Genomic DNA, 21,404 nt, shown 5'->3' on the forward strand with positions numbered 1-21,404 from the left:
CTAAAATGCCCATCCCATCACATTTGGACCGCCATGCCATCGCGCCGAAAATTCCTGCAAAAGAGCTTGTTCCTGACCGCCTCCGGGCTCTTTTCCAGCCAGCTGCCCTTTGCCGCTCCGGCAGCTTTCGCAAAAGATATCCCTGGCGCTCCGGCCGACGCGCCGCCGATGGACCCACCGCCAGACATCTTCGACGCGCAGCTGGTCGATATGGAATTCTGGCTCAAGCCGCGGGTGCTGGAAGTAACCCGCCCGGCCAGCGGCGAACGCGCCAAGCTGCTCTACTGGAAAGACGGCGAAATCCAGGAATCGGCCTACCAGCAGCTGTGCCACCTGCTGCGCGACGTCCAGGGCAAGCAGGTAGCGCCGATAGATCCCAAGCTGCTTGAGACCTTGTGGGGCACCCAGGCTTTCATCGCGCGCTATGGCATCAGCCAGCCGCTGGAAATCCTGTCGGGATTCCGCACGGCGGCCACCAACAAACACCTGATCGAAACCGGCGTGCCGGCAGCGCGCAAATCGTTGCACCTGGAAGGCCGCGCGGCCGACATCCGCCTCACGCAGCTGGATGCCGACGTGCTGGGCGGCTTGATACGCAGCTTCCGCCAGGGCGGCGTCGGCTTCTATTACCGGCCGGGAAAAAACGGCGGCTGGATCCACGCCGACACAGGACTGCAGCGCACCTGGAAAGGCTGAGCGCCGGCAGTCCCGCCGCGATTATCCAGCCGGGAAAACCGGTTCAGATACGTTCGATGACCAGCGCAATGCCTTGGCCGCCGCCGATGCACATGGTGATCAAGCCGTAGCGTTTCTCGGTGCGTATCAGCTCATACAGGCACTTGACCGCGATGATCGTTCCGCTCGCGCCCAACGGATGGCCGAGCGCGATAGCGCCGCCATTGACATTGGTCAGCTTCGGATCCAAACCCAGCCCTTTGCACACACCCAGCGACTGCGCAGCGAACGCTTCGTTCGACTCGATCACCGCCATGTCCTGCAGGCCAAGGCCGGCGCGTTTCAAGGCAAGCTGGACCGCCGGAATCGGGCCGGTGCCCATGATCGACGGATCCACCCCCGCCACGCCGTAGGAAACCAGGCGCGCCAGCGGCTTCAGGCCGGCGCGGACGGCAGCGCCCGCCTCCATCAGGACGCAGGCGGCGGCGCCGTCGTTGATGCCGGAAGCATTGCCGGCGGTGACCGTGCCGCCCTCTTTCTTGAATGCCGGCTTGAGCTTGGCCAGCGATTCCATGGTGGCGTCGGCCTTCGGATATTCGTCGGTGTCGAATTGCGTGACGCCCTTGCGCGTCTTGATTTCGACCGGCACGATCTGCGACTTGAAGTAGCCGGCGGCGATGGCTGCCGTCGCCCGCTTCTGGCTTTCCAGCGCGAACGCATCCTGTTCTTCACGCGTGATGCCGTATTTCTCCGCCACGTTTTCCGCGGTGATGCCCATATGGCCGCCGCCGAAAGGGTCGGACAGCGCACCGATCATCATGTCGATCATCTTGACGTCGCCCATGCGCGCGCCCCAGCGCGCGGCTTGCGTCGCATGCAGCGAGCGGCTCATGCTTTCAACGCCGCCGCCGACGGCGACATCGGTCTCGTCCAGCTGGATGGCGTTGGCGGCCGTGATGATGGCTTGCAAGCCCGAGCCGCACAGCCGGTTCAGCGTCAGCGCCGTGGATTCCTTGCCCATGCCGGCATTCAGGCCCACCACGCGCGACACGTACATGTCGCGCGCCTCGGTGTGGATGACATTGCCGAAGACGATCTGGCCGGCCTGCAGCGGATCGACGCCGGCGCGCGCAAATGCTTCCTTGACGGTAACCGCGCCCAGTTCGCCCGGCGCCAGGTCTTTCAATGCTCCGCCATATGCCCCGATAGCGGTACGGGCGGCGCCGACGATGACGACTTCTCTTGTATTGGCCATGTTTATCTCCTTGTTGGTTTGACGATGCTACTGCAATGCTTGCTGCCTTGTTAACGTAAAGCGGCAGATCAAGCCTACAACGCTACTCTAGCAGGCATCCGCTGCTTCAGCCGTGGCCTGCTGCCGGAATTGCTTGGGTGTCATGCCGGCATGCCGCTTGAAGGCGCGGCTGAAATAAGCCGGATCCTGGAACCCGAGCTCATAGGCAATGCTGGCCACGCCGGACGGCAGGTAAGTCAGCTTGCGCCGGGCTTCCAGCATCAGGCGCTGCTGCATCAGGTCGAACGCCGACTTGCCGGCCAGCCTGAGGCACAGGCGGTTCAAGCGGGTTTCCGTGACGCGCAGCCGTTCGGCAAAGCGGCTCACCTGCCACTGCTCTTTGTAGTGCTCTTCCACCAGTCCACGAAAGCGGCTGAACAGTTCGAAATCCTGGCGGCCGCTGCGGTCCGCCGACCGATGGTCGGAATGCAGGCGCACCAGCAGCAGCAGCACGCTGCGCGCCAGCCATTCCAGCATCAGGGTGTGGCCGGCGCGCGGCCAGGAGGATTCAGTCATCAGCTGCTTCAGCAAGGTTTCGATGCGCTGCCGGCTGTCGTCGGCCGCGGTCAGGGTGATCGCCAGCGGCTCCACGAAAATTGCCGAGAACAATGTCGCATGCGGGCCCAGCTTGTCGGCAAACAGCAGGTTCTGGTCGACCGTCAGGACAAAACCCTGCGCTTCCCTGGAGAAATCAAAACCATGCACCACCGAAGGGTGGATGGTGATCGCCACCGGCCCCTCGCATTCCCACAGTCCGGCGTCGATCTCGGCGCGCACATGGCCGCCGAACAGGAACAGGATCTGGAACAAGCCGCGATGCGTATGGCTCTGGATATGCCAGTCATGCAGCCGGCTGCGCGTTTCTATCAGCTCGATATGGACGAATTCGGCATTCTCGGCCGGCGCGTTTTCGCCATACAGGGCGAATTGCGGGACGTCTCCTTTTGTGGTTTTTTTGATTGCATGCGGGGCGGCCATGTACTGTCTCCAGGAAGAAGCGACTGTCAAAATAGTACAAGTTATTCCTCGTTTCATCCATTTTTTACGGGCACCGGCTGGACTAGGATTCATATCCATAAGGGATGCACAAAAAAAATCATCAAACAATGGAGAAGACGAATGAAGACGCAAATAGCGATTATCGGCGCCGGTCCGGCAGGCCTGTTGCTGTCGCACCTGCTGCACCTGGCCGGCATCGAATCGGTGGTGCTGGAAAGCCGCAGCCGCGCCGAGATCGAGGCCACCATCCGCGCCGGCGTGCTGGAACAGGGCACCATGGATATCCTCGTGCAAAGCGGGGTCGGCGCCAGGATGCAGCGCGAGGGAGTGGTGCACCACGGCATCGAGCTGGCCTTCGGCGGCCGCCGCCATCGCATCGACCTGACCGAGCTCACCGGCCGTTCGATCACCGTGTATGCGCAGCATGAAGTGATCAAGGACCTGGTGGCGGCGCGCCTGGCTGCTGGCGGAAAAATCCTATTCGAAGTCAGCGACGCCAGCCTGCACGACCTCCAGGGTGCCACCCCGTCGGTGCGTTATACGCACCTGGGAGAACCTGGTTTGCTGCAAGCCGATTTCGTGATCGGCTGCGACGGCTTCCACGGCATTTCACGCCCCGCCATTCCAGAAAATCCGCGCCGGGACTTCCAGCGCAGCTATCCGTTCGGCTGGTTCGGCATCCTGGTGGAAGCGCCGCCGTCTTCGGACGAACTGATCTATGCCCAGCATGAGCGCGGTTTCGCGCTGGTAAGCACGCGCTCGCCGACCGTACAGCGCCTGTACTTCCAATGCGATCCCAAGGACGATGTGGGCAACTGGTCCGACGACCGCATCTGGGCGGAACTGAATGCACGGCTGGCGTGCGAGGATGGCTGGACGCTGAAGGAAGGAAAGATATTCCAGAAAAACATCATCGGCATGCGCAGCTTTGTCGCTACCCCGATGCAGTACGGACGATTGTTCCTGGCCGGCGACGCGGCCCATATCGTGCCGCCTACCGGCGCCAAGGGCCTCAACCTGGCGGTCTCTGACGTACGCTTGCTGGCGCGCGGATTCACGCAGTTCTACCGCGAAGGCCGGCAAGACCTGCTGGCCGGATATACCGAAGCTGCGCTCAAGCGCGTCTGGCGCGCCGAGCATTTCTCCTGGTGGATGACTGGCATGCTGCACACTTTCGCCGACGCCTCGCCTTTCCAGCAACAGCTGCAGCGGGCCGAACTGGATTACGTGGTGGCTTCCCGCGCCGCGGCCACGGCGCTGGCCGAAAACTATGTCGGCATGCATTTTTAACGCACCTGGATGCATTCGAGACAAAGCTTGATTTGGGCGAATATCGCACAATACGGGCGATAAGCGCTTACTGCGCAACATCGCCGTCTTGATACGGATTGGGACAGACCCTAGTATTCAGCAAACCGGAAGCAAGCAAAGACTTGCACAACACCGGCGATAGGCAACACGGCAAGGCGGCCGCTTGCGCTTTGGCGACAAAAGATAAAAACATAAAATCCAGGAGACAAAGCTATGCACACCAGCCCGCGGCAATCGTTTGCCGTCCATGCCGTTCGCCACGCCGCGGTTTTCCAGCCGGGTGCCGGGAGCGTGACATGACGGCCCGGCAGACCATCGACGTACAGCAGTTCATCGACGACAAACCGTTTTCCCTCTACCAGTGGCTGATCCTCGGGCTGTGTTTCCTGATCATTGCGATTGACGGTTTCGACACCGCAATCATCGGCTTCCTGGCGCCGGCCTTGAGCCAGGAATGGCACGTCGAAAAAGCGGCGCTGGTGCCGGTACTGAGCGCCGCGCTGGTGGGACTGGCGGTCGGCGCGCTGCTGGCCGGGCCGCTGGCCGACCGCATCGGGCGCAAAAAAGTGCTGCTGGCGTCGGTCCTGCTGTTCGGGTTCTGGACGCTGATGTCGGCGTTCGCCGGCTCGATCCAGATCCTCACCGCGCTGCGCTTCCTGACCGGCCTCGGTTTGGGCGCGGCGATGCCGAATGCGGTCACCCTGATGTCGGAATACGCGCCGCAGCGCAAACGTTCGATGATCGTCAATACCATGTTCTGCGGCTTCACCCTGGGTTCGGCGCTGGGCGGTTTTGTCGCCGCCTGGATGATCCCGCATTACGGCTGGCACAGCATGTTCATTGTCGGCGGCTGCCTGCCTTTGCTGCTGGCGATGCTGTTGCTGCAGTTGCCGGAATCGCCGCGTTTCATGGTGGTGCGGCGCTGGCCGGATAAAAAGATCGCCGCTGTGCTGAACCGCATTGCACCTGGATCGATTACCTCAGAGGCCCAGTTTACCGTGCCGGAACTGGTCGCCCTGGCCGGAAAAACCGCGCTGGCGGTGATTTTCTCGGCGCGCTACCGGTTCGGCACGCTGATGCTGTGGCTGACGTATTTCATGGGCCTGCTGATTTTCTACCTGCTGACCAGCTGGATGCCGACGCTGATCAAGAACGCCGGATTTTCCATCGCGCAGGCCAGCAACATCACCGCCCTGTTTCCCTTGGGCGGGGTGATCGGCACGCTGGCGGTCGGCTGGCTGATGGACCGCATGAGCGCACACAAGGCGATTGCGGCGACCTATGTGCTGACCGGGATCTTCGTCTACGCCATCGGCCACGGCACCGGCAGCGCGGTGCTGCTGGGCGTGCTGATGTTCATTGCCGGACTGTGCATGAACGGCGCGCAATCGTCGATGCCGGCGCTGGCTGCCGGGTTCTATCCGACCCAGGGCCGCGCTACCGGCGTCGCCTGGATGCTCGGCATCGGCCGTCTCGGCGGCATCCTGGGCGCGGCGATCGGCGGCCAGCTGCTGCAGTTCGGCTGGGGCCTGAGCGCCATCTTCAGCCTGCTGGCGCTGCCCGCTTTCGTCGCCGCGGCAGCACTGCTGTTCAAGCATCTCCACCTGAGATCGCACGGGCAGCTCAGCATGACCGGCTGAGCGTACCGGACCGCCCTTTTCCATCCGCCAAGGCGGCGCTGAGATAGGCCGGTTTCCCCTGCCACCAACACCCGGCAGCGAAGCTCGCGCTTCGCTCGGGCTTCGTATCGCCTTTGATTCCTGCAGCAGCACCTGACCATAAAAAATCCGGAGACAAAACCATGAAAAAAACACTCATTGCATGCGCCGCTCTCACTGCCGTTGCCGGCGCGGCGCACGCGCAAAGCACCAATGTCGCCATCTACGGCATCATCGACAGCGGCATCGAATTCGCCGACAACGGCAAGGACCGCCTGAACCGCGTGCAAAGCGGCAGCCTCAGCCAGAGCAGGATAGGCTTCACCGGAACGGAAGACCTGGGCGGCGGATTGCGGGCGCTGTTCACGCTTGAAAACGGCTTCAATGTCGATAACGGCTCCTTCGCCCAGACCGGCCTGCTGTTCGGCCGCCAGACTTTCGTCGGCCTCGGATCGCCTGCCGGCGCCGTCACGCTGGGACGCCAATATGAACCGCTGCATTCGATGCACGTCAAGTTCAGCACGCATGCGGTTGGCTTCGGCGACGCCTCCGCGGCTTACGTGCCGGTGATCGAAGACGTACGCCTGGACAATTCGATCAAGTATGTTTCGCCGGTGCTGGCCGGCGTGACGCTGACGCTGTTTTACGCATTGGGCGAGAACACCACGGTGCCGACCGCCAGCAGGTCGTACGGCAACCTGTTCAACCTCCAGGCCAATTACGACAACGGCCCCTTGTCCGCGGCAGCGAGCTATGCCTCGAAGAAAAAGACGCCTTCCGCGCCGGACAACATCACCAAGTACCTGGCTGCCGCCGTATCTTATGATTTCATCTTTGCGAAACCTTACCTGGTGGCCGAAACGGTGCGCAACGACGCCAGTAGCGCGGCCGTCCCCGATTACGATTTCTGGTCGCTGGCGGTGGATGTGCCGCTGGGCGGCGGCCGCCTGAATTTCAGCTACGGCAGCCTGAAAAACAAGAGCGCCGCGAATGCCGGTTCACGCAGTTATGGCGTGGTGTACGACTACGACTTGTCAAAGCGGACTACCTTGTACACCGGCTACTCGCGCGTCAATAACGACGCGGGAGCGAATTTTGGCGTCGGCTCCGCCAACGGCGGCGAAGTCGCCGCAGCCAGTGCGGGCGCCGATCCGAGCGCCCTCATCTTCGGCATACGCCACAAATTCTGACCAGGATGGGGACTGCTGAGCAGGCTACATCAGCGCGGCAATCTCGGCTGCGCTCAAGGCGCCGCGATAGATACGGAACTCGTCCACCAGGCCGTTGAAGTATGGGTCGCTGGCGTACTGAGAGCGCCCGATCCAGTTCTGGCTGGTGCTGCCCAGGCGGAACGGCGCCAGGACCATTGCGGGATTGCTGCCTACCGGGTTGCCGTCCAGGTACAAGGTTCCGGTTTTGCCCGACAGGGTGACGGCGACGTGGACCCATTGCCCGAGCGGCAATGCCGTGTTGCTGTCGATTCCCTGCTCGCCGCTGCCGCCATTGACGGTCATGGCAAAACGCGGAAACCCGCTGCTGCCGCGGGCCGCCAGCATCATGTAATGGCCGGCGCCAGAACCGAAATCGAACACGCGCGCCCATGTCCCGGAAGCATTCCAGAACACCCATGCCGCAATCGTGATATCCGCCACATCGCTCACGATATCGGCCGGCAGGCTGAGGTAGCCGTTGCTGCCGTTCAGCGACACCGCCCCGCCCTTCTTGCCGCTGGCCCAGCTGGCGCCGTTGACCAGCGTCCCGGCGTGCCCCTTGCCGCTGGAATCGGCGGCTGTGACGCCGCTGCCATCATCCAGCGCCAGGTAGGCCAGCAATTGCACTGCCGTGACCGCGGTCGCCTCGTTCGATGCCGCGCTGGTTCCAGACGGCGTCTGCGCGGTAACGACATAATGATAGGTGCCTGCGGCGAGTCCGCTGTCGGTATAAGTCAGCAAATCGCTGATGCCGGTTGCGATGGTTGTATACGGTCCACCGGCGACCGTGCTGCGTTTGACGCTATAACTGTTTGCATACGCGCTGCCCCACCAGGACAGTTGCACCTGTCCCTGGCTCGCAATTGCAGTCAGGCCGCTCGGCGCCGCGCCGCTTGCTATTGCGTCGCGCGTGCAGGTCAGCGTGCCATAGCCCAGCTGATCGTAGCCGCCGCTGTTGGGACCGTAATTGCCGCCACCGCCTTCCGGCTGGATCAGGGCCGCGAATTTCCTCGAATAAGGCGCGGCCAATCCCTTGCGGTTGACGTAATGGTTATAGACCAGCGCCCATCCAGGCCGCACTGTGCCTTGCCCGGCGGTCGACAAGGCAGTCTGGTTGACATGGTCGACGTTGTTGTAAGTGACATAGGGCACTGTATAAAACGCGCTGCCCGATTCAATCAGGTTGGCTTTGGCGACGTATTCGGCGCCGGCAAGAAAGCGGTTGTTGTCGTAACCGTACAAGTCGACTCCCTGGTTCCAGGCCATCTCGCAGATCGGACCCATCAATGCGATGCCGAGCGTGTTGTGGCCCTGGTCGCGGCCGGTTTCCTGCCACTGCCCCAGGTAACCGGGATGCATGTAATAGACGGCTTGTGAAACGGCGCCGTTGCCTGCGCCGTTCTTGAAATAATCGACCGCTTCGTTGAACATGGCGTGGTCGTCGCATAACACGCCGATAGCCATGATCGAAGCCACGTTGCACAAGTCCCAGTTGGCCCAGTAGTGGGTCACTTCCGTATTGTTGTGGCGGATCAGGAAATCATGGTTGATGGGGTAAAAGACGGTCCGCATCATGTTCTGGAAACGGGCAAGGTCGGCAGCAGCCCAGCCGCTGTAGGAGCGCATGATTTCGGCCGCGTTGGCGAATTCGTAGCCGTAGATGCCGGCGGCCAGGGCGGCATTCGAATTGCCGCCCAATAGCGTGAGCGTCGACGACCAGGCATTCAGGATTGCCACCGCCTTGTCGGCATAAGCGGTATCGCCTGAAATTTTCCAGCGCAATGCGCAAGCGTAGGTAGCGGCAATGTCGTTATAAAGAAGCGTGTAGTTCTCCGCATGCACGCCGTCGCTGCCGCGATAAATCGCCGCTTGCGGACGAGGCGTGTAGCTCAGCCGGGCATGGCTGTTGGCGATCAGTACATTCCAGCCGTCGATCCACGGCGATGCTTTCGCTTTCACTTTCTGGCTCATGCGGTCAAAGTCGGCCTGCGTGTGCAGCAGGCCCGGATGAACAAACGTACTGCTGGCAGGAGCGGATGCGGTTTCCGTTGTCGTCGTGGCAGGTATCTGGCCGGCGCTTGCAGGCGCCGTTGCAGAAGTGGCCGCCGGCGCGGCGGCCGCGGCAGGCGAACTGCCGCCGGCTGCGGACGCCGTATCGCTGCCGCCGCTGCCGCAACCAGTCAGCAACAGGATGCCGATACTGGACATGAAATTGCGGCGCGACATGCCGTCAACATGCTGTTCAACGGCGGATTCTTTATTTGCCGCTGCTGCCGTAGACACTTCGCCGCTGGCGGCGGTAACTGGATTTTTCACGCTCTTGTCCTTCAAAGATATATTTTCCGAAGGCATCAAAGGCAGGATCCGTGCCACATCCAGCCTGCTGCTGGCCTCAGACGATCTGTGAATAAAAAGCTATCGACACTTGTCGCAAATGGATGTTAGCGCTAACAATTTTCGTCAGTTTCCTGCCCGGCGAGGCAAATTTTGTCCAATCGAACAAGGCATCGGGATCGATGCGGCACGGCGCTTCGGCAGCACCGCCCACAGTGCGTACATAGGGCACGCCATCAATTGCCATTCCGGCATGGCCTTGGGAAGAATCATTGTTTCGCACGGCAACACGCGGAAAAATCTGCTGTTTTGGTTTAACCTGTAAAACATCGCGCCTGCGATTATCCCTGTGACGCGCTGTGCCAAGAAAAACGCGGCCATTGCGCTGTTGTTCGTTCGTAAATAACGAGCAGCGAGGCGCGGTCTTATCGCCGTCTCTCGTGTTCGGCCGCCTGAGCGTGGCTGGACAGATGGATGCCAGGCAATCGGAGGATAACCATGAGCACACAACAGCAACTCAAGCCGGCAAGCGAACTGGCCCAAAAAAATGGCGTTCGCTTTCCGAACGAGAACGAAGAATACCGGCGTGCGCGCGACTTGCTTCTCGCGCAAGAAATCGAACTCAGGCGCCACATCGAGCGGGTCGCAGAACAGCGCCGCGCACTGCCGCCTGGCGGCCTGGTAGCCAAGGACTACCGCTTCGAAGGCGAAGATGGCGCGGCCAGCTTCGCCAGCCTGTTTGGCGACAAGCAAACGCTCGCGGTCTACAGCTACATGTACGGACCGAAGCGCGAACGGCCTTGCCCGATGTGCACGTCGCTGCTGTCGGCCTGGGATGGCGAAGCGGCCGATGTCGGGCAGCGTATTGCGCTGGTGATCGTCGCGCGCTCGCCGATTGAACGCCTGCTTGCTTTCAAGAAGGAACGCGGATGGCGCCACCTTAAGCTGTATGCCGATGTCAGCGGCGATTACACCCGCGACTATGTCAGCGCGGACGACGCCGACATCCCGGCTTTCAATGTCTTCACCCGGCGCGACGGCGCCATCCGCCATTTCTGGAGCGGCGAAATGGGCCCAGAGACGGCAGACCCCGGCCAGGACCCGCGCGGCGCTCCCGACCTGATGCCGCTCTGGACCATCCTTGACAGCACGCCCGAAGGACGCGGAACCGACTGGTATCCGAAACTGAACTATCCGGCATAAACGGCGGCACCAGGCAGCGCCGTCCACCCGGTTCTTTTGCGAAAGGCATCGCCATGTCCCATCCGGTTTTTTTGAACGGCTGCAAGCAGCCGGCGATGCCCAGCGGCGAACGCAATGAATGGCGCGCATTCTGGGGCGATGCAGGAATTGAACTGGAAGCAAATGGCGGCCCGCCGCTACTATGGTGGTGCATCTATGGCGAGGCCGACCTGAAATTCGCCAGCATGATCGACGATTTCGATATCGACGATCCGGAGGGAGAACGCGCCGAATTCCAGGCAGACGCGGAAAATCCCGCTGCCCTCTATCCCTACTTCGTCACCGGCAAGAAACAGGCGCTGGAACGGCTGGCGCAGCGCAAAGAAAAAGTGATGGCAGCCCTTGGCGAACCATACCGCGCCGTCTATGAAGCGTTTGAGAAGCTGGTCGCCACGCAGTTTGACGGCTTCGTCCTGCTGCGCACCGCCGGCCTGCCGGATATCGCCGATGGCGAACAATGGATGCGGACGGGCGCGCAGAGCATGGACCGCCTGGACAACAATCATCCGCCAGAAGCGGGCGACCATTTTGCCGGCATGGCGGCAGAATTCCTGAAGTGGAAAAACAGCGGCAGCGCGGCGCGGATGCTTGGCGGTTCCGGCCCGCCAGGCGTCTGGCCCGATGCAGCGTTAAGCGCAGCCTTTCCCGAGACCGGAAGGCGCAAGCGCACGGCCCCGGAGGATACCGATTCAGGCGAACCGCAAGCACCGCCGCCCAATGCCCGCAGCCGCTCCGGCCGGCGCAAGTCATCCCTGCTGGAGGAATGGCTGGCGCCCTTGTTTGTGGGGCTTGTCACGGCCTATGCCTACATCTCGAGCCACTCCATTTTCCTGGCAGTGCTGGCGTTTGCAGGAGCGACAGCGGTTGCCGTCTGGCTGTCCATGAAATGGCGCAACCGCGGCAGCGATAATGACCCCACGTGACGCAATGCTTGCATCCGGTTGCCGGTGGGCGTAGCGCTTCGCGCCGGCGCAGCTTTCCCGGAACGCAGGTAAACCGGTTAGTATCCAACCGCCGATACGATCGACACCGAGGGCCTGTGGCCGGGTCACCTTAACTTGCGAGACTTTGCCATGCGCCCTTACAAACGGCTGTTGATCGTTGCTCTTTTCCTGTTGCTGCTGCTCGCCCTGTTTCAATTTTCCGGTTTGCGGGAACATTTCAATTTAACGTTCCTTCGTCAACAGATCGCCGACAACGAAGTCAGCGGCTTGCTGATCTTTGTTTTGCTGTTTTGCCTGGGTAACCTGATCCAGATACCCGGCTGGATATTTCTCGCCGCCGCGGTGCTGGCCTTGGGCAAGACCTGGGGCGGCCTTGCAACCTATCTCGCCGCCGTCGTCTCCTGCGCGTTTACTTTCCTGACGATCCGTTTCATCGGCGGCGATGCATTCCGGGAATTGAAGAACCGCCATGCGCTGAAGATACTCCGCGGCCTGGATGCGCATCCGGTTGCAAGCATCGCGTTGCTAAGGGTATTGTTTCAGACCGTTCCCGCGCTGAATTACGCGCTGGCTTTGTCCGGCGTGAAATTCTACAAATACCTGGTTGGCACCATGCTCGGTTTGCCGTTGCCGATCATGCTGTATTGCCTATTCTTTGACTATATCGGCCAGGCGCTGCATGTACATTGAAGCGCGCCTGGCCGCTGCCATCAATGCGGAAGCGACAGATAGAGCCGGCCCAGGCCGGTAAGCTGCCCCGGAGCGCCCAGCAAGCTGGTGAAATGGCTGTCGTTATTCCAGCGGCCGGTAAACCACGCATAGCGGAATACGTCGGCGCGCGCCTCGCAGATCGCCACCATGTCGGTCATCTGCGCCTCCTGCTTGGCAAGCGTGTCGATCTGCGCGCCGTCGGCTTGCGCATGCCAGTTGGCGAATTCGGTGACCCAGAACGGTTTGCCATACTTGGCGAGACGGTCGAGCTGCGCTGCCAGGCCGTAGTCGTACCAATGAAAGGCCAGGTAGTCGATTTGCGGATCGCGGTTGCCGTTGGCGCTGCGATAGGCAGCATAGAAGGCATCCAGCCACGCCACCGGATCGGCATAACCCGGCATGGTGCCCCAGCTTATCGCCGGCCCGACTATCTTGACGCCGGTGTGCGCGGCAATCGCCTCGAAGCCGGGCCACAGGCTTGCGGCCTGCTGCGGGGTCAGATTGGACTGGTCGGACTGGTTGGGTTCGTTCAGCACCAGCAGATACTTGATTTGAGGATTTTGCTTCAAGGAGGTTTCGATGCTGGCCGCGTCGTAATTGCCATTCCATAGCATGGGATAAAAATCCATCTGGTACTGCGCGCGGTAGTCAGCGGGGACCTGGGCATTCGGCTGCGAACTCCAGTTGTACCACCAGCTCACGCCAGGCGCGAGCGCAGCAAGGTCAAGCGGATTCGCCAGGTCATAGGCGACGCCGCGCTTTGCGCTCTTCGCAGTCACCGTCCCGGCCGGAGGCGTAGCGCCGGCCGGCGCAGCGGGACTGGCTGGATTCGGCGAAGTCGCCGCAGGTACGGTGGCGGAATTCGGAGATCCTGACGCCGCCGTGGAACCGCTGTCGCCGCCGCCTCCGCAGCCGCCCAGGGCCATGCAGCCGAAGACCAGGGTCCACGCGACGCAGCGTCGGCGCGATCGCGAAAGGAACGCGCAAAGATATGCCAGGTACATAAAGTAATTTTCTTGAGAATATTGTTAGAGCGCTGCGGATGGACCACCCTCGCTGCGATGCGTAAAGCAATATGACGGCTTCGCGTATCACACCGCAAATAACATGCCATAAAGCAATATTGTTTGATGGCCCATATGGAAACGGGCGATAAACATGCTTAAGCAGCTTCAATACTCGATTCTTTTTTGCAGGCCCTGCCATAAGAGAATTGGCAAGATGCGGGGAGGTCAAGCTAGCAGTCCGATGGCGAAGTTTTCCCTCTTTGGGAGGAAGATACGGCTTCATTTCGTAGCGTCGCGCGCCAATCTGAAGCTGCCCAGCTTTGTCGCTAAGTGACAAGTAATGTCATGCGAGCTTTGGATGAAATTAGTCTTGGTGCGGCAACGGGCTTGCAAAAAAACAATCAGATGAGGACCAGTTCAACTTTGAGAGGCAATGGCTTTTGCATGAAGCATTCCAGGCGATTCATTCATCCTTGATACCGCCATCCGCCGCCCAGCGCCTGGAACAGGTTTACCGCGGCAATCAGGCGGTCGGCACGCACCTGGATCAGGCTCAGTTCCGTCGACAGCAAACTCCGTTGCGCATCGAGCTGCTCAAGATAGGGCGAATAACCGGCGCGATAGCGGCTGGTCGCTAACGCCAGCGCACGCGCCAGGGCTTGGCGCTGGGCTGCGATCGCCTGTTCCTGGTCCGCGTTGCGCCGGATTGCGCTAAGCGATTCGTCGACCTCCTTGAAAGCGGTCAGCGCAGTCTTTCGATAAAGGTAGGCGGCTTCATCGCGCCTGGCTGCCGCCGTATCAGCTTGCGCACGTAAACGGCCGCTGTCGAAAATGGGAGCCAGGACACTGCCGCCGAGCGCAAAGATGGCGATCGGACTGGTAAGAAGGGTAGAGGCGACATAACCTCCTGACGCCGTAAGCTGTATGTTCGGCATGAAGGCGGCACGCGCCGCGTCAAGCGAATGATCCGCTGCGACCAGTTGCTGCTCGGCTTGAGCGATGTCCGGCCGCCGCCGCAACAGTGCCGAAGGCAGGCCGGATGCGGCAGACGGCGCTGTCAGCGCAGCCAGGTCCGAGCCGCGGTCGATCCCTTGCGGATTGTCCCCCAGCAGCAAACTGAGGCCGTCTTCCTGCCGCCTGATCGCCAGCTCGGCTGCCGGGATAAGTTGCTCGGTCGCGCTATATTCCGCTTCTGCCTGGCGCAGATCCAGCATGGAAGAATAACCCGCCTCGGCGCGCCGCCGCGCCAGCTTCAACGACGCCGAGCGCGCCGCCAAGGTATCGCGCAATATGGCGAGCCGGGCATCGAGCGCACGCAATGTGATGTAGCCGCTCGCGGCCGAAGCCGCTACCGCGAGCCGGACACTGTCGTGCGCCGCGGTACTGGCCAGCAATGAAGCACGCGCCGCCGAACTCGCACTGGCAAGGCGGCCGAACAGGTCAAGATCGTAAGACACAGAGAGCTCGGCCTGTCCGGCGGTTTGGGTCTCCGGTTTGCCGAAGGGGCTGACATCACGCTGCCTGCCGCCGCCCAGGCTGCCCGCAAGATTGGGCAAGCGCTGCGCCTCGCTCAAGCGAAACTGCGCGCGCGCGGCTTCCACCCGCGCCGCAGACACGGCCACATCAAGATTGTTGGCAAGCGCTGTTTCGACAATCCTTGTCAGCACAGGGTCGCCGAAACCCTGCCACCAGCCGGCCGCGAGTTCGCTGCCGAGAGCAGGGTCATCCCGCCACGCCGCCGGCGGCACGACGTCAGCCGCGAGCGGCGGCGCCGGCCTCGGACCGGCACACGCGGCGAGCGCCACGACCAGCAAAAGGGCAATCGTCCGCGTCGTCATTTTTGCCTGCGCGTGTCGACCCGCGCCTCCACCGACATGCCCGGCCGCAATCTCTGCGCCAGCGGCTGGCCGGGATCGATCACGATGCGCACGCCTATCCGTTGCGGAACCTTGACAAAATTGCCGGTAGCGTTGTCCGGCTTGAGCACCGCGAACTCCGATCCCGCCGCCGGCGAGATCGTTTGCACCACTCCCGCAAGCTCCGCTCCGCCGAGTGCGTCGACGCTGATGCTTGCCTTCTGGCCAGGCGCCATGCGTGCAGTCTGGGCTTCCTTATAGTTGGCGATAACCCAGCGCTCTGCCGGCACCAGCGACAGCAGTTGCGTACCGTTAGTCACATACTGGCCGAGGCGCACGCCGACCTCGCCGATCTGCCCTGGCTCAGGCGCGCGGATCACGGCATTGTCCAGGTCGATCTCGGCGAGTTTGAGCTGTGCTTGCGCCGCTTCCGCCTGCGCCTCCAGCCCGCCTTTACCGACATCCACCGTGCGGATATCCTGCCGGGCGATCTCGCCGGCGGCGTCGGCCTGGCGGACCTGCGCTTCCGCCTGGGCGAGTGCTGCCAGCGTCTGGTCGCGCTCGCGAATGGAAACGGAACCGTCGCGCACCAGGTCGTCGATGCGCGCCATATCCGCCTTCGCCCGCAAAAGCTGCGCGCGAGCATTGGCGAGGCCGGCGGTCTGCGCTTGCAGTCCGGCGCTGCGCGAGGCGCGAGCCTGCTCGCTATTGGCGAGAGCAGCCCGCTGGGCGGCCAGATTGGCGCGCGCCTGCTCCACCCTTGCACGATATATGCGGTCGTCGATCCGCACCAGCACCTGGCCTGCGCGCACCTGTTCATAATCCTTGACCGCCACCTCGACCACATATCCGCTCACCTGCGGCGCGATCGCGGCGGTGCGCCCGCGGACATAGGCGTTCTGCGTGCTCTCGGTTGAGCTCACGAACGGCGGCAAACTCCAGGCGTAAAGAATCACCATGACAACCGCGACCGCCAGCAGGATGATCAAGATCGTGGCAGCCGCCCGCTTGGGAGCGGGATGCCAGCCTGGCGCGCGCGCGGGAGGGGGTGCTGTGGCTGTAGTACTCACTTTGGTGCTCATGTTGTGATTTCCGGCGTAGTTTTCCGTCGACGGCGGACGGCTTGAAAAATGACCAGATAACCGAGGTAGAGCGCGGTCAGCAGCGCCAGCAGCGCAACCAGCCGGAACACGTCGTTATAGGCCAGGATGCTGGCTTCCCCCGTCATCGCCTGAACCAGGAAAGCGCCGCCCTGCGCGGTGCGCAGCGTCGGATCGGCGACCACCCTGGCGATGGCCGCGCCGCCGCTGACAATGCGGGCCGCTACTTGCGGATCGGCCGCCACCAGGTGTTCCGACAGAGCTTGCGCATGCGCCCGCGCCGCAATCACCTGGTAGCTCCCGAGCAGCGCAGACCCGCCGAGGCCGCCGATATTCTGGGTAATGCTGAACAGCACGACGAAGCTCACCAGATGGTCCGCTCCACGGCTGAACATGCGGATGAAGCCGTACAGCAGCGCCGGGCCGATGAAGAGCGTGGTACCGAAGGCAATCAGCGCCTGGCTCAAATACAGCTGCGGCGGGCGCGTCAGGTTGGTCGCGTTGCTGTCCATCCAGGCGCCAAGCGCAATCACGAGCGCCGCTGCAATCACCTGGTAAGGCAAGCGCTTTTCCGACAATGTGGCCGCCGCTGTAATCGTCCCCAGCACCATGGCTGCCGCGACGATCGCAAACAGCGTGCGCAGTTGATCGTTGGTAAGCCCGCCCGAGGTCAACAGTCCGACCGCACCGTAAGTCTGCTCGGCGAGCGCAAGCCGCACCAGCAGTGCGACGATGGCGAAGCGCACTATGTCGATACTGCCCAGCCAGCGGAGCTGCAGCAGCGGTTGTTTTCGGTGCCGCTCAACCAGGAAGGCAATGGCGAACAGCGGCACTGCTGCCGCCAGCGCCCAGCCGAGCCAGGGCGTATCCGTCCACCACAGCAGACGGCCCTCGCCCAGCACACCGCAGACAAGCATGATCGCCGGCACCAGCAGTGCGATGGTAACCAGGTCGAGCGGCTGGAACGCCTTGCTACGCTCGCTGGGCGGCAGAGGGAGCGCGGAAATTACCGCCAGCACACCCAAGGCAAGCGCCAGTTCGATCAAATGCAAGGCGCGCCAGTTATCGAGCGCCAGCATTTCGACCGGGATCAAGCGCGCAAGCGGCGTGCCCAGTTGCGGAATGCTGATTCCGATGACCAGGCCAAGAGGCCGCAGTTTCGCCGGAAAAGCCTGGAGCAGGTTGTAGATGGTGAGTGTAGTGAGCGCCGCGGCCGTCATGCCGCAAACCGCACGGATCAGCACTGCGGAAGCAAACCCGGGAGAGAGGAATTGCCACAAGCCGGCCAGCGCATAGGCGATCAGGAGTCCCTTGCTTACCGCTGGAATGCCGAACTGGGTACGCGCCTTGACCAAGGTCAGGTTGGCGCTCGCGTTCATCGCCACATAGATCGCGGGCAACCAGCTTGCCTGCGCGACATACATTCCCATCGCGCCAGACAGGTTGGCGACATTGACGTTAACCAGGGCATTGCCGAACGTTGCGGAAATACCCACCAGCAAGGCTACCGCGCCGTAGCCGAGCCGGCGCCAGCCTGGATGCGTCGGCGCGTAAGGAGAACCAGGGAAGGCCGGCTGCTCTTCCGGCGCGAAACGATACGCGGGCTCGGGCGCGTCGCTCATGCCCGCACCATCGCAACGAACAAGGGAAAGACCGCCACATTGCCAGCGACGAATGCCTCTCCACTGTGTGAAAACTTGCGCATTTAACCGTCTCCCCCGACCAGCCACTGCAAGCCGCCCAGCCCCGAATTGGCGTTGAAGAAGGCTATCACGATTCCGCGATCCTGTGCGTCGCCGTCGGCGGCGTTTCCCGGCAATAATTCATGGTTAGGCATGGTCGGAACACAGCTTTCAACGGCAAGGGGATGACAAGGAAACCAGAACTTGCCGCGGCGCACGGCAGCCTGCGTATGGTCGCCGGAGCGGACATGCCTGTCTTTTGATCTCGTGCGGCCATAACGCAATCATGCGGCGGCGCCGGGAGCATGCAAAAAAAACACGGGTACAGTCGACGCACTATCGGCACCGTTTCCGCACCGGCGGTTTCAGCACTTTCGCGATACGCGCGCACGTATCCGAAAGACGCGTGCGGATGTCCCTCCTACTATCTTCCTCAAGCTGCCGCCAGAACTTCGTCAGGCGTCCCCACTCCGCCCACCACATTGAGGAATGTACACATGGTCAAGACTGTCCAACGGGTTGCCATCATCGGCACCGGCACCATCGGCGCCAGCTGGGCCGCCCTATTCCTGGCCCGCGGCCTGCATGTGACGGCCACCGACATCGCGCCCGGCGCCGAAGCCAGATTGCGCCAGTACATCGACCAGGCCTGGCCGGCGCTGGTACGGATTGGCGTGGCCGACGGCGCCGACCGGAGCAAGCTGCGCTTCACGGCCGACATCGCCGACGCCGTCGCCGGCGCCGACCTGGTGCAGGAAAACGGTCCCGAGCGGCTCGACTTCAAGATCGCGCTGTACGAGCAGCTTGACAGCCTGCTGCCGGCCGACACGCTGATCGCCTCCAGCTCGTCCGGCCTGACCATGTCGGCGATCCAGGCCGGCTGCAAGCTGCATCCCGAGCGCTGCGTGATCGGCCACCCGTTCAATCCGCCGCACCTGATTCCTCTGGTCGAGATCGTCGGCGGCCAGCTGACGTCGGAAGCGACCATCGCGCGCGTGACGGCCTTCTACGACGGCCTCGGCAAGCGCACCGTCCGGCTGCACAAGGAAATGCCGGGTCACGTCGCCAACCGCCTGGCGGCGGCGCTCTTCCGCGAAATCGTTTATCTCGTTTCCGAAGGCGTGCTCAGCGTGGCAGACGCCGACACCGCCGTCTGCTGGGGCCCGGGCCTGCGATGGGGCGTGATGGGTCCGTCGCTGCTCTACCACCTCGGCGGCGGTGAAGGAGGCATTGAGCATTTCTTCGATCAGTTCTCGGGCCCCATGCAAGCCTGGTGGAAAGTTCTGGGCAACCCGGTGCTGACGCCGGAAATCAGAAAAAAAATGATCGATGGCGTAAAGGCGGAAGCGGACGGACGCTCACTCGACGAGCTGGCCGAGCAGCGCGACGAAGCGCTGCTGAGCCTGTTGGCCGCGCGCGCCAACGAATAAAGCCAGACCATGTCCAGGCCGGTACGCCGGCCCGGCACGTCAATTCCCAGGAGCCCTGTTCCATGCCGCATTATGACAACCTGCTCTATCGCACGGCCGGCAACATCACCCATATCTCGCTGAACCGCCCTGCCGTGCTCAACGCACTCAACCAGGCTACATTGACCGAGCTGCTTGCCGCCTTCGATGCGGCCGCGGCCGACGACGCCGTGCAGGGCGTGATCCTGAGCGGCGAAGGCAAGGCCTTCGCGGCCGGCGCCGACATCGGCGAACTGGCCGCGATCGGCGCCGTCGACGCCCAGCGCTTCACGCGCCAGGGCCAGTATGTGTTCGATCGCATCGAACGCCTCGGCAAGCCGGTCATCGCCGCCGTCAACGGCTACGCCTTCGGCGGCGGCTGCGAGCTGGCCATGGCTTGCACGCTGCGTATCGCATCGGAGCGGGCCGCATTCGGCCAGCCGGAAGTCAGGCTGGGGGTGCTGCCTGGCTTCGGCGGCACACAGCGCCTGCCGCGCCTGGTCGGCGCCGGCCGCGCGCTGCAGATCATCCTGACCGCCGCCACCATCGATGCCCAGGAAGCCTGCCGCATCGGCTTGGTCAACGAGGTAGTCGCGGCCGACGGCCTGGTCGCGCGCGCCGAAGCCATCCTGCGGCAAATTGGCGCCAATGCTCCGCTGGCCGTGCGCCTGGCCACCGAGGCGGTGCTGCGCGGCATGGACACGGCGCTGACCGACGGCCTGGCGCTCGAAAGCGCGCTATTCGCCGTCTGCGCCGCCTCCGACGACAAGCGCGAAGGCACGGCTGCCTTCCTCGCCAAGCGTCCGCCGCAATTCACCGGCCGCTGACAGCGCACCGCGTCCTGAACCGGCGGCGCATCCACTCTCCCACTGAAAACGAGGATAACCATGAGTCATCTCCCTCCCGCCGGCGACGGCCTGCTGTATGTGCTCGACCTGAGCGGCGCCCGCATCCTGTCAGTCAGGCCCGACGGCAGCGACTGCAAGACGCTGGCGCAGAACTGCCGCCTGCCGGACGGCATTGCCGTCGACACTGCCGCCGGCCACATCTACTGGACGGACATGGGCGTGCCCAACATGGACGACGGCGCCATCGAACGCATCGACCTCGACGGCGGCAACCGCTGCACCATCATCCCGCCCGGCGCTACGTTTACGCCCAAACAACTGCAGCTGGACCGGCGCAACCGCAAGCTCTACTGGTGCGACCGTGAAGGAATGCGCGTCATGCGCGCCAATCTCGACGGCAGCGCCGTCGATACGCTGGTCCAGGCCGGCGAGGGCGCGGCCGACCGTACCGACCAGGAGCGCTGGTGCGTCGGTATCACAGTGGATGCCGGGCGCGGCCACATCTACTGGACGCAGAAAGGCCCGGACGACGGCGACCGCGGCCGCATCTTCCGCGCCGGCATCGACCTGCCGCCTGGCGAGCAGCCGGCCGCCCGTAGCGACATCGAACTGCTATACGACGGCCTGCCGGAGCCGATCGACCTCGAACTGGACCTGCGCCGCCGCCTGCTGTACTGGACCGACCGCGGCAGCCCGCCGCGCGGCAACACGGTCAACTGTGCGCCGATGGACGCCCCGGCGCACGGGCCGCGGCCAACACCGAAAATCCTGTTCACCCACCTGATGGAAGGCATAGGCATCGCGCTCGACCTCGACGGCGACCGCATGTTCATGACCGACCTCGGCGGCTCGGTCTACTCGGCCCGGCTCGACGGCTCGGATCGCAAGACGCTGCTCTACGCGCAAGGCAACCTGAGCGGGATCGCCTACGCGGAGGTACGCTGAAGGCACAGGGCGTTCGCCGACGCAAGAAAATGCAAAGTCCGAAAAAAATCAACCTGCCCCGCTGCCGACGTCGCGCATGACGGCGAGGTCGGCAGCGCTCGCCTTGACCGGCCCGGCCTGAAACCCGGGCCGCGTTCCG

General features: G+C 62.9%; 19 protein-coding genes. 10 read left to right on the plus strand and 9 right to left on the minus strand.

The annotated features are described in order from the left end of the window. The first annotated feature begins 33 nt into the window (after window positions 1-33). A complete protein-coding gene (locus V8G57_RS07330; RefSeq protein WP_342828818.1) occupies window positions 34-696 on the plus strand; it encodes a YcbK family protein in 663 nt (220 codons plus the stop codon). A gap of 43 nt (window positions 697-739) precedes the next feature. Here V8G57_RS07330 and V8G57_RS07335 read toward each other — a convergent pair whose 3' ends face one another. Next, window positions 740-1,930 carry an acetyl-CoA C-acyltransferase family protein gene (locus V8G57_RS07335; RefSeq protein ID WP_342828819.1) on the minus strand — a complete coding sequence of 397 codons (1,191 nt, stop codon included), beginning with the start codon at window positions 1,928-1,930 and terminating at the stop codon, window positions 740-742. Window positions 1,931-2,017: 87 nt separating this feature from the next. Then, entirely contained in the window at window positions 2,018-2,947 is a 930-nt protein-coding gene (locus V8G57_RS07340; RefSeq protein ID WP_342828820.1) for a helix-turn-helix domain-containing protein, read from the minus strand. Between the two features lie 141 nt (window positions 2,948-3,088). On the opposite strand from V8G57_RS07340, the gene V8G57_RS07345 reads away from it, so the two are divergent. The 3 genes from V8G57_RS07345 (at window position 3,089) to V8G57_RS07355 (ending at window position 7,127) form a co-directional block, all read left to right on the plus strand. Continuing rightward, window positions 3,089-4,258: a 4-hydroxybenzoate 3-monooxygenase gene (locus V8G57_RS07345; protein WP_342828821.1), complete on the plus strand. Its 1,170-nt coding sequence runs from the start codon at window positions 3,089-3,091 to the stop codon at window positions 4,256-4,258. Between the two features lie 317 nt (window positions 4,259-4,575). Then, a complete protein-coding gene (locus V8G57_RS07350) occupies window positions 4,576-5,919 on the plus strand; it encodes an aromatic acid/H+ symport family MFS transporter (RefSeq protein ID WP_342828822.1) in 1,344 nt (447 codons plus the stop codon). A 161-nt stretch (window positions 5,920-6,080) separates the two neighbouring features. Continuing rightward, entirely contained in the window at window positions 6,081-7,127 is a 1,047-nt protein-coding gene (locus V8G57_RS07355) for a porin (protein WP_342828823.1), read from the plus strand. Between the two features lie 24 nt (window positions 7,128-7,151). On the opposite strand, the gene V8G57_RS07360 is transcribed toward V8G57_RS07355, so the two are convergent. Both V8G57_RS07360 and V8G57_RS07365 read right to left on the minus strand, forming a co-directional pair. Then, window positions 7,152-9,356 carry a LamG-like jellyroll fold domain-containing protein gene (locus V8G57_RS07360; protein WP_342828941.1) on the minus strand — a complete coding sequence of 735 codons (2,205 nt, stop codon included), beginning with the start codon at window positions 9,354-9,356 and terminating at the stop codon, window positions 7,152-7,154. 184 nt (window positions 9,357-9,540) lie between these two features. Continuing rightward, entirely contained in the window at window positions 9,541-9,729 is a 189-nt protein-coding gene (locus tag V8G57_RS07365; protein ID WP_139220002.1) for a hypothetical protein, read from the minus strand. A gap of 251 nt (window positions 9,730-9,980) precedes the next feature. Between V8G57_RS07365 and V8G57_RS07370 the strand changes: the two genes are divergently transcribed. The 3 genes from V8G57_RS07370 (at window position 9,981) to V8G57_RS07380 (ending at window position 12,358) form a co-directional block, all read left to right on the plus strand. Next, the gene (locus tag V8G57_RS07370) at window positions 9,981-10,685 is read left to right on the plus strand and encodes a DUF899 family protein (protein ID WP_342828824.1); all 705 of its coding nucleotides are present in this window, start codon (window positions 9,981-9,983) and stop codon (window positions 10,683-10,685) included. Window positions 10,686-10,738: 53 nt separating this feature from the next. Next, window positions 10,739-11,647, plus strand: coding sequence for a hypothetical protein (locus tag V8G57_RS07375; protein WP_342828825.1), 909 nt, complete (start codon window positions 10,739-10,741; stop codon window positions 11,645-11,647). A gap of 150 nt (window positions 11,648-11,797) precedes the next feature. Then, a complete protein-coding gene (locus V8G57_RS07380; RefSeq protein WP_342828826.1) occupies window positions 11,798-12,358 on the plus strand; it encodes a TVP38/TMEM64 family protein in 561 nt (186 codons plus the stop codon). Between the two features lie 20 nt (window positions 12,359-12,378). Here V8G57_RS07380 and V8G57_RS07385 read toward each other — a convergent pair whose 3' ends face one another. From V8G57_RS07385 to V8G57_RS07405, 5 genes are all read right to left on the minus strand, one after another. Continuing rightward, window positions 12,379-13,383, minus strand: a complete 1,005-nt coding sequence (locus V8G57_RS07385) for a glycosyl hydrolase (protein ID WP_342828828.1) — start codon at window positions 13,381-13,383, stop codon at window positions 12,379-12,381. Between the two features lie 470 nt (window positions 13,384-13,853). Beyond that, complete coding sequence (locus V8G57_RS07390; RefSeq protein WP_342828829.1) at window positions 13,854-15,224, minus strand: efflux transporter outer membrane subunit; 1,371 nt, start codon at window positions 15,222-15,224, stop codon at window positions 13,854-13,856. Continuing rightward, window positions 15,221-16,324, minus strand: a complete 1,104-nt coding sequence (locus tag V8G57_RS07395) for an HlyD family secretion protein (protein ID WP_342828830.1) — start codon at window positions 16,322-16,324, stop codon at window positions 15,221-15,223. Before V8G57_RS07395 ends, V8G57_RS07390 begins: the two co-directional genes overlap by 4 nt. Next, window positions 16,321-17,964: an MFS transporter gene (locus V8G57_RS07400; protein ID WP_342828831.1), complete on the minus strand. Its 1,644-nt coding sequence runs from the start codon at window positions 17,962-17,964 to the stop codon at window positions 16,321-16,323. The genes V8G57_RS07395 and V8G57_RS07400 overlap by 4 nt, the downstream gene beginning before the upstream one ends. An 83-nt stretch (window positions 17,965-18,047) precedes the next feature. Then, a complete protein-coding gene (locus V8G57_RS07405) occupies window positions 18,048-18,179 on the minus strand; it encodes a hypothetical protein (protein WP_342828832.1) in 132 nt (43 codons plus the stop codon). 342 nt (window positions 18,180-18,521) lie between these two features. Between V8G57_RS07405 and V8G57_RS07410 the strand changes: the two genes are divergently transcribed. From V8G57_RS07410 to V8G57_RS07420, 3 genes are all read left to right on the plus strand, one after another. Further along, window positions 18,522-19,454: a 3-hydroxyacyl-CoA dehydrogenase NAD-binding domain-containing protein gene (locus V8G57_RS07410; protein ID WP_342828833.1), complete on the plus strand. Its 933-nt coding sequence runs from the start codon at window positions 18,522-18,524 to the stop codon at window positions 19,452-19,454. 62 nt (window positions 19,455-19,516) lie between these two features. Continuing rightward, window positions 19,517-20,299 carry an enoyl-CoA hydratase-related protein gene (locus V8G57_RS07415; protein WP_342828834.1) on the plus strand — a complete coding sequence of 261 codons (783 nt, stop codon included), beginning with the start codon at window positions 19,517-19,519 and terminating at the stop codon, window positions 20,297-20,299. Between the two features lie 60 nt (window positions 20,300-20,359). Beyond that, on the plus strand, window positions 20,360-21,265 hold the full coding sequence (locus V8G57_RS07420; RefSeq protein WP_342828835.1) for a 3-hydroxyacyl-CoA dehydrogenase: 906 nt from the start codon (window positions 20,360-20,362) through the stop codon (window positions 21,263-21,265). Window positions 21,266-21,404: the final 139 nt, after the last annotated feature.

This window comes from Collimonas rhizosphaerae (assembly GCF_038896935.1).
GTDB classification, from domain to species: domain Bacteria; phylum Pseudomonadota; class Gammaproteobacteria; order Burkholderiales; family Burkholderiaceae_D; genus Collimonas; species Collimonas rhizosphaerae.